We start from the raw sequence: 11,331 nt of genomic DNA, 5'->3' as shown, positions 1-11,331 counted from the left end.
CGCTGGTCAGAGGGGAAGCCTGCACAGTCATACTGGTACCTCAGCGGAAATGGAATCGGCTTGGGTACCAGCTTCTGTCGAGAATCTGCGTCTGTCCAGATATAAATCGTCTAATCAGTCGCGCAGCAACTCGTTGATCGAGGTCTTGGAGCGGGTCTTCTCATCGACGCGTTTGACGATCACCGCGCAATAGAGGCTCGGGCCCGGTTCATTGTTAGGGAAAGGCTTGCCCGGCAAGGTACCCGCGACAACAACCGAATAGGGCGGAACTTCGCCGTAGAAAATCTCGCCCGTGGCGCGGTCGACGATCTTTGTCGACTTGCCGATGAACACGCCCATGCCGAGGACCGCACCTTCGCGCACGATGCAGCCTTCGACCACTTCCGAGCGGGCACCAATGAAGCAATTGTCTTCAATGATGGTCGGGCCTGCCTGCATGGGTTCGAGAACGCCGCCAATGCCGACGCCGCCGGAAAGGTGCACATGCTTGCCGATCTGCGCGCAGGAGCCGACCGTGGCCCATGTATCCACCATCGTTCCCTCGCCGACATAGGCGCCGAGATTGACGAAGGACGGCATCAGGATGGCGCCGGGAGCAATATAGGCCGAACGGCGGACAATCGCGTTCGGCACCGTGCGGAAGCCCGCCTTGCTGAACTCGGTCGCGCCCCAGCCTTCAAACTTCGAGGGAACCTTGTCCCACCACGGTGCGCCGCCGGGCCCGCCGTCGATGATGCCCATGTGATTGAGACGGAAGGAAAGGAGCACTGCCTTTTTAAGCCACTGATTGACCGTCCATGTGCCGTCCGCCTGCCGTTCGGCAACACGGGCTTCGCCGCTGTCGAGAAGCAGCAATGATGTGTCAACCGCATCGCGTATTTCGCCGCGCGTTTCGGTGTTCACGGCATCGCGTTCGTCAAAGGCCTTGTTGATGGTCTTTTCAAGACTGGCCAGGTCGGGCTTGGACATTTTCAGGTCACTCCATTGCACGGGCGGTTAAGGCTGATGTAAGGCCTAGTAGGATAAGTCTGTGAGAGGGTCAATCGCAGCGTCACAATGTTGGACGACGAATAGGATTTAATGTCTGTAAGCGTCACTTGCGTCCGCAGAAGGAGAATATAATTGAATACTGATGAAAAAAACGGCTGGACGCCATTTTCCCACTCGACAGAAGCCGTACGGCGGGTAGAGACCGCTCCCGAGACCCCGCAGACACAATCGGACACCTATCGTCTTGCCTTTGCCGATCCGGAATTCATGACACGCCGCGATCTGCGCGCGGTGCGGCTGCAGCTTGAATTGCTCAAACCGGAAATGGCCCTGACCGAACGGGGTATCCGTTCGACGGTCGTGCTTTTCGGCGGCGCCCGTATTCCCGAGCCCGGCGGCGAGGCCTGGGCGGCGAAAAACGACGTGCAGAAGAAGAACCTTGAAGCCAATTCGCGCTATTATGCCGAGGCGCGCAAGTTTGCCCAGCTATGCTCGACCTATTCCGCGACCACCTACAACCGCGAGTTTGTGGTTGTTACCGGCGGCGGCCCCGGCGTGATGGAGGCCGGCAATCGCGGCGCAGCCGATATCGGAGCGCCGACAATCGGCCTCAACATCGTCCTGCCGCACGAACAGGCGCCGAACGAATATGTGACGCCGGAGCTCTGCTTCAACTTCCACTATTTTGCCATCCGGAAAATGCACTTTCTGATGCGGGCCAAGGCGCTGGCGATTTTCCCCGGCGGCTTCGGCACCATGGACGAGACATTCGAGACGCTGACACTGATCCAGACGGGGCGCATGGAGCGCATCCCGGTTCTTCTTTTCGGCCGGTCGTTCTGGGAAAAGGCGATCAATTTTGAATTCCTGGCCGAACAGGGGGTCATTTCGCCGTCCGACAGGGAACTGATCACCTTTGTCGATGACGCCGAAGAGGCATGGGGCGTGATCAAGACGTTCTACGAGCTGCCCTGATCCTCTGCCTCATCGCGGCCGCGAGGCGGATGAATCCATGTCACAAGCACGACGGAGATGATCATCAGCAGATACCAGGAGCCGAATTTGGCAAAGGAAACCAGCGTCCAGCCATCGGCCTGCGCGGGGTAAATCCAGGCTCTCGACCACGTGCCGATGTTTTCAGCGGCCCAGATGAACAAGGCGACCAGCAGGAATGCCACGAGCAGTGGCATTCGGTGACGAAACCGGAAAACGCGGTAGTACATCGTCGTTCGCCAGAACAGCAGGACGGTGGCGGCAAAGAGCACAATCCTGATATCGGGCAGGAAATGATGGGTGAAAAAATTCGCGTAGATCACCATGGCCAGCACGAGCGTCAGCGCGAATGACGGGTAGCGTTCAAGCCGGATATCAAAAATCCGGTTGATACGGGCCATGTATGAGCCGACCGCGGCATACATGAACCCCGAAAACAGCGGGACGCCGCCAATGCGAAAGACATTGGGCTCGGGATAAATCCACGAGCCTGCCTGTGTCTTGAAGATTTCCATCACCGTCCCGACGATGTGGAATATCAAGATGACCTTGGCCTCGCTCCAGGTTTCCAGTTTGAACCCCAGCATGCCCAGCTGAATGGCGACGGCGCTAAGGAACAGGAAGTCATAGCGGGGGATTGCGCTGCCTTCAGGCCAATAGAGGCGCGTGAGCATGATGATTGCAAGCAATGCACCGCCGAACAGGCAGGCCCAGGCCTGTTTGATGCCAAAGACCAGGAACTCGACAAGACCACCGCAGACGCCCGACTGCGGGAGCCGGGCGAGGACGCGGTGCGCCGCAGCATCGATAATGGCTTCGACGGATGTAAATCGCTTCAAGCAGGCATACCCGTGCGGACCTGTCCCGGCTGGATCGCATTGAGAAACGACGCCAGATCATCGGTCACATAGTCAACGTGATCGGTGTAGTCCGGATCACGTTCCCATATCTCGGAGAACGTCGGCTCGAAATTGTGCGGAACGATCAGCACGGTCTTCATGCCGAGCGCCTTGGGCTCGACCAGATTGCGCGCGAGGTCCTCGAACATGGCGCTGCTCTTGGCATCGATGCCGTGCAGATCGAGAAAGCGGTCATAGGCCTGCCGCGCGGGCTTGGGCATCAGTTCGGCAGCAACAATATCGAAAATATCGTCGAACTCATCGAGGACGCCGAGTTGCCGCGCCGCCCGCTCGGCATGGCCGCGGTCACCATTGGTGAAGATGAACTTGCGCCCCGGCAGATGTTTGATCGCCATGGCCAATGCCGGATCGGGAACCAGCCAGGAATAATCGATATCGTGGACCTTCTGCAGAAAATCGTCCGGATCGATGTTGTAGCGATCCATGAGGCCTTTGAGGGTTGTCCCGTAATCCTTGTAGAACTGCTTCTGCAGCTGGCGAGCATCCGTATGGGAAAGCTGCAGGAGATTGGCAACATAGCCAGTCATCTTCACGTCGATCTGCGAAAACAGATTGGAATGATGCGGGTAGAGCGTGTTGTCCAGATCGAACACCCAGTCCGTTACATGGGCAAAATTCAGAGGATCAGGATTTTTCGTCATGCATACTCGCCATTGCAGGGACATCGGTAACGGGACAGGCCGTGTGTTGCCTTATCGACTCAATAGACGAAAAAAGTCCGAACTACGACCGTTTTTACATTTTCCGCTAACAGCAGCTTCATGAATACCGCATAGTACTGGAGTAGCAGCATCAGGGGTGAAATGTTCAGAATTCTGTACAAATGTGCGCTGGTCACACTTATCGCGATTGTCTGTTCTTTGCTGATTACCGGGAGCATCATGAGTGCTTTCGACATGCACAACAAAATGGGCTTTGTGATCGCCACAATCTGTCCGCTGACAATCACCCCGCCGATCTCGCTGATGGTGTTCAGGCAGTCCGAGCGGCTGCGCGTGACCCTGCTCCAACTCAGCCAGGTCATGCAGCAGCTTGAGGAAACCAATGCCAAGCTGCTGGAAAAAGCCTCGCGCGACAGCATGACGGGCCTGCTCAACCGTGAAGCGTTTTTCACCCATGTGGACAGGGTCCGCAGGCAGATGCCAGGATCCCTGCTGATCATCGATGCGGACCATTTCAAGAAAATCAACGACCAGCACGGCCATTACAATGGCGATGGCGCGCTGACCGCCATTGCCCACTGCATTGCACGCAGCATCGGCGAAAATGACAGCATCGGCCGCATCGGCGGCGAAGAGTTTGCAGTTTTCCTGGCCACGGAACGCGAAAACGAGGTTCGGGCCATTGCAGAACTCATTCGCGAAGATGTGACGCTGATTGATTTCAAGACGCCGGAAAATGAGCGTGTTCCGCTCAGCGTCAGTATCGGCGGGGTGATCGACGTCTCGACAGGGACGATCGCCGATCATTTCCAGACCGCCGATCGCAGGCTTTACGAGGCCAAGCGCAATGGCCGCAACTGCGTCATCGTGAAACCGGCGATGAAAACCGCAGCCTGACCTAAATCGCCGATGGGTCCAGCGGCGGGCTGTCTTTCCACCGGGCAACAATGGCAGCCATATCAGCGGTTTCAAAGGCGTCCCGCAGCGCGGCAAAGCTTGGGAGAACAAAATAGGCGCGCTGGAACTTGTCAATCTCGTAGGCGGTCCGCATCACCGTTTCCAGATCGAACGGGACGTGATGTGCATCCGGGCTTTCGACAGCAAATTGCAATTCGCTGAACGATGACATCAGGCCGGCGCCAAAAGCCTTGAGTGCGGCGCCCTCCTCCTGCATCAGGCCGAATTCAGCCGTATACCAGTATAGCCGCGCCACCATCTGTTCTCCGCCGATCCGAACCGCGGCAGCACCCTTTTCGCCGTAGAGCTGCATGAAATCGGCAAACACCGGCTGGCTGAGAATGGGAACATGGCCGAAGAAGTCATGGAACATGTCCGGCTCGACGATGTAGTCCAGCTCCTTCTTGCTGCGCAACCAGTTGGTAACCGGGAAGCGGCGGTTGGCAAGATGGTCGAAGAACGGCTCGTTCGGGATAAGGCCCGGGACGGCCACGATCTCCCAGCCCGTCAATTTGCGCAGCCGTTCGCTTACTTCATGGAAATCGGGGATACGGTCGAGCAACCCCAGAGCATCGACGCCGTCGAGATAGCTGTGATGGGCAAGCCGCGCCGTGAGCTTGGTCTGACGGTCACACAAGGTGCGCCACACCTCCTGATCTTCCGCCGAGTAGTCATATTGCTGTTCAACGGTAAAATCCGGCTGGCAGGCATGATAGTCGCCGCGCAACCCCTGTGCTGCACATTCGCGGGCATAAGCCTCGACGCTGATGGTCATGAATTCCTCCTCGATTCCATTCCAGCATCCAGAATACTCCGGAAAATCGAGTGAATTTGACCTTATTGTCTCAATGGACCACAATCTTGAGAGGAAAATATAATATTTCGGAGAAAAACAAGTGACATCCCCTCGATTTGACGAATTTGAAATCAAGATGCTGCAGGTTCTGCGCGACAATGGCCGGGTGCCGATCACCGATCTTGCACAAGCCATCGGGCTTTCGGCGACGCCCTGCGGCCGGCGTTTTGACGCCCTGCAGGAAACGGGTGTCGTCAAAGGCTTTGCCGCCGTGATCGACCGCCGGTCCATCGGGCTCATGGTCGAGGTCTTCGTTCAGGTCCGGCTGACATCGCACAGCGATGACTCGCCGGAACGGTTCATCACGGAAATACAGCGCATGGACGAGGTATCATCGTGCTGGACAATGACCGGCGAGCACGATTTCCTGCTACACGTGATGGTGCCCACCGTCGATGATCTCAACGACTTCGTCATGCACCGTCTGATGCGCCTGAAGGGCGTGCGCGATGTGCACACTCAACTCGTGCTGCAGAACATCAAGGGGCCGGGCAAAATTCCGCTCGACCACCTCAAGCGCTGATCAGGGAACGATCAACGTTCCCGCGCCGCGTTCGGTGAAAAGCTCAAGCAGGACCGAATGCGGGGTCTTGCCGTTGAGGATGACGACCCCTTCGACACCGCGATTGATCGCGTCGATGCAGGTTTCGACCTTGGGAATCATGCCGCCTGAAATCGTGCCATCCTTGATGAGGGCGCGGGCCTGCCCGACGGACAGTTCCTTGATGAGCTTCTTGTCCTTGTCGAGAACGCCGGGAACATCGGTCAGGAACAGCAGGCGCGAAGCGGCCAGAGCACCGGCAATGGCGCCTGCGAAGGTATCGGCATTGATATTATAGGTATGGCCGTCACGTCCCGGCGCAACTGGAGCTATGACCGGGATCATCTCCGAGCGGGCAAGCAGGTCAAGCAGCGTGCGGTCCACTTCAACCGGTTCACCGACAAAGCCAAGGTCAACGATCTTCTCGATATTGGAATCGGGATCGACAATGGTCTTCTTGGCCTTTTCCGCGAAGACCATATTGCCATCCTTGCCGCACAGGCCGATGGCCCATTCGCCTTCCGCATTGATCAGCGCGACGATTTCCTTGTTGATCGAACCGGCAAGAACCATTTCGACGATTTCAAGCGTCTTCGCATCGGTGACGCGCAGACCGCCTTCAAACTTCGATTCGATACCCATGCGTGCAAGCATGGATGCAATTTGCGGACCGCCGCCATGGACGACGATCGGATTGATGCCGGATTGCTTCAACAGCGCGATATCGCGGGCGAAAGCCTTGCCGAGCTCCACATTGCCCATGGCATGGCCGCCATATTTCACGACAACGGTCTTGTTTTCGTACCGCTGCATATACGGAAGTGCCGCGGAGAGAAGGCTTGCCTGAATTTCTGCGGTGTGCTCAGTCTCGGACATGGGGGAAGCAAGCTCCAGCTTAAAAAGGACGGGGGTCTCATAACCCTAAAGACGGCCATGGGCAAACATGATTTAGGGTGGGCGGGAACGTTTTTGCATGCGGCCCATTGACAGGACAACCTGTCCGCAGATTTAACTTAGGGGCAGGACTCTGGATAGTCAAAGAGTTGGAAACGCCGGTCGCATGACACCCGAAGGCATATCAGAACTCATTTCACGGGTCGCTTTGCGGGACCGCTCGGCGTTCGATCGGCTTTATACCTCCACAAGCGCGAAACTATTCGGCGTATGTCTGCGTATCTTGGGCAATCGCTCGGAAGCAGAGGACGCACTGCAGGATATCTACGTCAAGATCTGGAACAAGGCCGACCGGTTTGCCGTCGCCGATACCAGCCCGATCTCATGGCTGGTGGCGATTGCGCGCAATCATTCGATTGACGTGCTGCGTGCGCGCAAACCGGCAACAGCTGAACTGGAAAAGGCCGTCGGTCTTGCTGAACCGTCTCTCAATCCCGAACAGTCTGCCATTGCATCCGGTGAAACGAAGCGCATCAATGAGTGTCTCGATCAGTTGGATTCTGACCGGGCTGCGGCCGTGCGAGGCGCTTATCTGAATGGCGAGAGCTATGATCTTCTGGCGATCCGGCACCGGGTGCCGCTCAATACGATGAGAACCTGGCTGCGGCGCAGCCTGATGAAACTGAAGGAATGTCTGGAACGATGAGCACGATACCTCCCGATGACACAATGCCGGAAGGCGACGATTTCGTCGCTGCCGAGTATGTGCTGGGCGTGCTGCCGGATCAGGAGCGGCAGGAGGCCGCCCGCCGCATCGAAACCGATGCGTCCTTCGCGCGCCTCGTGTCCGAATGGCAGAACCGGTTCAATCCGCTCAACGAGCAGTTTCAGCCGGTGACGGCGCCCAGCTATCTGAAGAGCCAGATCGACCAGCGCCTGTTTGGCATCGACTCGGGCCGCGTGGGGACCGGCGCCTCCTTCTGGAACAGCCTGGCCTTCTGGCGGACCATTGCCGTTGCAGCGCTTGCGCTTGTGCTGTTCAACTTCGGCAGGGAGTATGTGCAGCGGCAGAGCGGACCAGTGCCTGCCCAGCTCATCGCCTCCATGGCAAGCGATAGCGGTCCAATGCGCAGCGTTGCTGTTTTTGACGGCAAGTCGAGAAAGCTCAGGGTTACGCTGGTTTCCGGCGACATACCGCTGAACAAGTCGCTGGAACTCTGGCTGATTGCGGGAAAGGATGCGCCGGTGTCGCTGGGCATTCTCAAATCACCCAAGGTGACGGAGTTCGACGTGCCCGCACCGGCTGCGGCAAAGCTGCGGGATGGAACAACCCTGGCCATTTCGGTTGAACCGGCAGGCGGTTCCACGAGCGGAGCACCGACCGGCGCCGTCGTGGCAGCCGGTACCGTCAGCAGCATCTGAAATCAATGCGCTGGAAGGGCTTTATTCTTCGAGGAGAAGGGCGATTGCAGCGCGCAGATCATCCAGTCCGCCGCCCTTTTCCGACGATGTGGCAAGGATCGTTGGATAGGCCGCGGCGCGCTTTTTGATCGCCTGAGCCGTTTCTTCCATGAGGCGCGGCACACCGGCGGCCTTGATCTTGTCGATCTTGGTCAGGACGATCTGGTAGGACACCGCCGCACGATCCAGGAGATCGAGCACTTCCGCATCGTTCTTCTTCACGCCGTGACGGGCATCGATGAGCAGATAGACGCGCTTCAGCGTGGTGCGGCCGCGCAGGTAATCGAAGACAAGCCGCGTCCAGGCATCGACCTGCTCTTTCGGCGCTTCCGCAAAGCCGTAACCCGGCATGTCGACCACGGCGAGCGGCGGCAGATCGCCATTTTCACCGGAATGGCCATCCGGGACGAAATAGTTGAGTTCCTGCGTACGCCCCGGCGTGTTGGAGGTGCGCGCCAGACCTTTCTGGCCGATGATCGCATTGATAAGGGACGATTTGCCCACATTGGAGCGCCCGGCGAAGGCGATTTCGATGGGCCCTTCAGGCGGCAGGAATTTCATGGACGGAACGCCGCGAATGAAAACCCAGCCTTGCGCAAAGAGCATCCGGCCCTTCTCGATCAGCCGGTTCGTATTGTCGTTGGTTTCAGTCACGTTGTTTTCCGTCCGTTCATGGGGTGGCCGCAGCCACCTGCATTCAATGTTATCGCCGCCTTGTCAACTGAACGGCGCCGTTCACCGGCAAATGAAAAGCCCCCGGTATGACGCGGGGGCTTTCGGCATTCGAGTGGAACCCGCCTATTCCGCGGGTTTGGGTTTCTTCTTGAAGAGGCCCGCGAGATTGTCCCACAGCTCGATCTTCGCGCCCTGCCGCTTCATGATGATGCCCTGCTGGGTGATCGACAGGAAGTTGTTCCATGCCCAGTAAATCACCAGACCGGCCGGGAAGCTGGACAGCATGAACGTAAAGATCAGCGGCATCCAGTTGAAGATCATGGCCTGCGTCGGATCGGGAGGCGTCGGGTTCATGCGCATCTGCAGGAACATCGTCACACCCATGATCAGCGGCCAGACACCGATCATCAGGAATGCCGGAACCGTCCAAGGAATGAGACCGAACAGGTTGAACACCGATGTCGGATCCGGCGCTGCCAGATCCTGGATCCAGCCGAAGAACGGCGCGTGACGCATTTCGATGGTAACGTACAGCACCTTGTAGAGCGCAAAGAAGACCGGAATCTGGATCAGGATGGGCCAGCAACCGGCGATCGGGTTGATCTTCTCGGTCTTGTACAGCTCCATCATCGCCTGCTGCTGCTTGACCTTGTCATCCGCATATTTCTCGCGGATTTCGGTCATCTTCGGCTGAACCAGCTTCATGCGCGCCATCGACGCATAGGACTTGTTGGCAAGCGGGAAGAACAGCGCCTTGAGCAGGACCGTGACAACGAGAATGGCCACGCCGAAGTTGCCGATGGCCTTGTACAGCCAGTCGATGAGATAGAACATCGGCTCGGTGATGAAATAGAACCAGCCCCAGTCGATCAGATTCTTGAACAACGGAATATGCAGGTTGTTCATATAGCCATTGATCTTGCCAACTTCCTTGGCGCCGGCAAAAACGAGGTTCTCGATTGTTGTGGATTGACCCGGTTCGATCGTTGTCGGATCGGACAGATAGTCGCTCTGATACTGCGGACGGCCATTGTCGAAGTAGGACATGCGCGCCTTGAAAGGCTTCGTTTGCGATGGGACAAGAGCAGCTGCCCAATATTTATCGGTGATGCCGATCCAGCCGCCAGTGTCCGTTTTCTCCGGAGAAACCTCTTTCTCCTTCTCGATTGCCGCGAATTTGTATTCGACCAGCTTGCCGGCAATCACGCCGATGGGACCTTCATGCAACACATAGGTGCTGGCATGCAGAGGCTTGTAGAACCGCGTGACACGACCATAGGAGGCCAGAGAAACCGGCACGGAGGTTCCGTTGGTCACGGCATCCTTGACCGTGAACATATAATTGTCGTCGACACTGAAGGTGCGCTTGAAAACCAGGCCCTTTTCGTTGGTAAACGTCAGGGTGACCGGGGTCGACGGGCTAAGCTTGCTGTTGCCGTCCACTGTCCATACGGTCGCGGGACCGGGAACCGTGCCCGATGTCTCGTTGCCGGTGAACCCGATCTCGACAAATTGCCCGTCCGCCATCTGCGAAGGGCTCAACAGCTGAATGGTCGGTGAATTGTTGTCGACCGTTTCATGATACTGCTTGAGCTGCAGGTCATCCAGACGCGCGCCGGTCAGGCTGATGGATCCGCTGAGGCTTGGCGTGTCGATCTGGACGCGCTGCGTCTGCCCGAGCGCGGCGGCACGGGTGATGCTGCCCGCCTGAGCGGCATCCGGCGTCTGGCCGGGAATATTGGCACCGGGCGCGGCGGGTGTTGATGCCGGCAGATTGTTTGCTGGCGCACCGGCTGGCGCGGCAGGCTGCCCGGCTGCCTTGGTCTGAGCCTGGCGCGTGGCTTCAATCTGTGCCTGCTGCCGCTCGGCCTCGATCTTGGGGCCCATGTAGAACACCTGCCACAGTCCCAGAATAACGACGGACAAGGCGATGGTGATAAAGAAATTACGATTGGTTTCCATTATCGGGTCCTGTTGGGCCGGTCATGTCTTGGGGAAACGCCGGTTTGGTATTTTTTGGAAACCCGTTTCGAGAGTTCCCGGGATAAGTCCGCAAACGGCGCATCGAGCGCGTCACGGCGAGCAACGATCACATAGTCGGTTCCGGCGGCCATGTCATCTGCAACATTGACGCGTACAGCCTCTTTCAGCCGGCGCTTGATGCGATTGCGGATAACGGCATTTCCGTTCTTTTTTGTGACCGTAAAACCAACACGCGGCGGACCTTTCCGGTCTTCGCGCTCCTTGACTTCGAGCAGGAAAAAGCCACCGCGGCGTTTTTCTCCGGTCCGAACAGCCAAAAACTCCGCTCTCTTGCGAAGGCGGAGTGGTTTTTGATCATTCATTCCTGCAATGCCAACTTCGGCCAACCGCGCAAACCTG

The 11,331-nt window shown here is 57.6% G+C and carries 13 protein-coding genes; 5 read left to right on the top strand and 8 right to left on the bottom strand.

Annotated features, from left to right (window positions below; all coding sequences use genetic code 11):
• Positions 1-114: 114 nt before the first annotated feature.
• The gene (gene dapD / locus ACTJJ7_RS23380) at positions 115-969 is read right to left on the bottom strand and encodes a 2,3,4,5-tetrahydropyridine-2,6-dicarboxylate N-succinyltransferase (RefSeq protein WP_105737800.1); all 855 of its coding nucleotides are present in this window, start codon (positions 967-969) and stop codon (positions 115-117) included.
• Positions 970-1,122: 153 nt separating this feature from the next.
• Between dapD and ACTJJ7_RS23375 the strand changes: the two genes are divergently transcribed.
• Positions 1,123-1,965 carry an LOG family protein gene (locus tag ACTJJ7_RS23375; protein WP_105737802.1) on the top strand — a complete coding sequence of 281 codons (843 nt, stop codon included), beginning with the start codon at positions 1,123-1,125 and terminating at the stop codon, positions 1,963-1,965.
• On the opposite strand, the gene ACTJJ7_RS23370 is transcribed toward ACTJJ7_RS23375, so the two are convergent.
• Both ACTJJ7_RS23370 and ACTJJ7_RS23365 read right to left on the bottom strand, forming a co-directional pair.
• Positions 1,950-2,822, bottom strand: coding sequence for a DUF817 domain-containing protein (locus ACTJJ7_RS23370; protein ID WP_440968977.1), 873 nt, complete (start codon positions 2,820-2,822; stop codon positions 1,950-1,952). The genes ACTJJ7_RS23375 and ACTJJ7_RS23370 overlap by 16 nt on opposite strands.
• Positions 2,819-3,544 carry a pyrimidine 5'-nucleotidase gene (locus ACTJJ7_RS23365; RefSeq protein WP_105737806.1) on the bottom strand — a complete coding sequence of 242 codons (726 nt, stop codon included), beginning with the start codon at positions 3,542-3,544 and terminating at the stop codon, positions 2,819-2,821. The genes ACTJJ7_RS23370 and ACTJJ7_RS23365 overlap by 4 nt, the downstream gene beginning before the upstream one ends.
• 240 nt (positions 3,545-3,784) lie before the next feature.
• On the opposite strand from ACTJJ7_RS23365, the gene ACTJJ7_RS23360 reads away from it, so the two are divergent.
• Positions 3,785-4,462, top strand: coding sequence for a GGDEF domain-containing protein (locus ACTJJ7_RS23360; RefSeq protein ID WP_207223273.1), 678 nt, complete (start codon positions 3,785-3,787; stop codon positions 4,460-4,462).
• A 1-nt stretch (position 4,463) separates the two neighbouring features.
• Here ACTJJ7_RS23360 and phhA read toward each other — a convergent pair whose 3' ends face one another.
• Positions 4,464-5,297 (bottom strand): phenylalanine 4-monooxygenase, encoded by an 834-nt coding sequence (gene phhA, locus ACTJJ7_RS23355; RefSeq protein WP_105737810.1) that lies wholly within the window; start codon positions 5,295-5,297, stop codon positions 4,464-4,466.
• A gap of 121 nt (positions 5,298-5,418) precedes the next feature.
• Between phhA and ACTJJ7_RS23350 the strand changes: the two genes are divergently transcribed.
• Positions 5,419-5,901, top strand: coding sequence for an Lrp/AsnC family transcriptional regulator (locus ACTJJ7_RS23350; RefSeq protein WP_105737812.1), 483 nt, complete (start codon positions 5,419-5,421; stop codon positions 5,899-5,901).
• Here the strand turns inward: ACTJJ7_RS23350 and argB are convergent, their stop codons facing one another.
• On the bottom strand, positions 5,902-6,795 hold the full coding sequence (gene argB, locus ACTJJ7_RS23345; protein WP_105737814.1) for an acetylglutamate kinase: 894 nt from the start codon (positions 6,793-6,795) through the stop codon (positions 5,902-5,904).
• A 184-nt stretch (positions 6,796-6,979) separates the two neighbouring features.
• On the opposite strand from argB, the gene ACTJJ7_RS23340 reads away from it, so the two are divergent.
• Together ACTJJ7_RS23340 and ACTJJ7_RS23335 are read left to right on the top strand one after the other, a co-directional pair.
• The gene (locus ACTJJ7_RS23340) at positions 6,980-7,519 is read left to right on the top strand and encodes a sigma-70 family RNA polymerase sigma factor (RefSeq protein WP_105737816.1); all 540 of its coding nucleotides are present in this window, start codon (positions 6,980-6,982) and stop codon (positions 7,517-7,519) included.
• Entirely contained in the window at positions 7,516-8,235 is a 720-nt protein-coding gene (locus tag ACTJJ7_RS23335; protein ID WP_440968976.1) for an anti-sigma factor, read from the top strand. Before ACTJJ7_RS23340 ends, ACTJJ7_RS23335 begins: the two co-directional genes overlap by 4 nt.
• Before the next feature lie 21 nt (positions 8,236-8,256).
• Here ACTJJ7_RS23335 and yihA read toward each other — a convergent pair whose 3' ends face one another.
• The 3 genes from yihA to rnpA all read right to left on the bottom strand — a co-directional run bounded on the left by yihA (position 8,257) and on the right by rnpA (position 11,294).
• Entirely contained in the window at positions 8,257-8,880 is a 624-nt protein-coding gene (gene yihA / locus ACTJJ7_RS23330; RefSeq protein ID WP_245421261.1) for a ribosome biogenesis GTP-binding protein YihA/YsxC, read from the bottom strand.
• A 192-nt stretch (positions 8,881-9,072) separates the two neighbouring features.
• Entirely contained in the window at positions 9,073-10,911 is a 1,839-nt protein-coding gene (gene yidC, locus ACTJJ7_RS23325) for a membrane protein insertase YidC (RefSeq protein WP_105737822.1), read from the bottom strand.
• Complete coding sequence (rnpA, locus tag ACTJJ7_RS23320) at positions 10,911-11,294, bottom strand: ribonuclease P protein component (RefSeq protein ID WP_105738124.1); 384 nt, start codon at positions 11,292-11,294, stop codon at positions 10,911-10,913. The genes yidC and rnpA overlap by 1 nt, the downstream gene beginning before the upstream one ends.
• Positions 11,295-11,331 lie beyond the last annotated feature (37 nt).

This window comes from Phyllobacterium sp. 22229 (assembly GCF_052056495.1).
Classification (GTDB): domain Bacteria; phylum Pseudomonadota; class Alphaproteobacteria; order Rhizobiales; family Rhizobiaceae; genus Phyllobacterium; species Phyllobacterium myrsinacearum.
The sequence above is the reverse complement of the archived record's forward strand: the minus strand, read 5'-3'. Positions and strand labels throughout refer to the sequence as shown.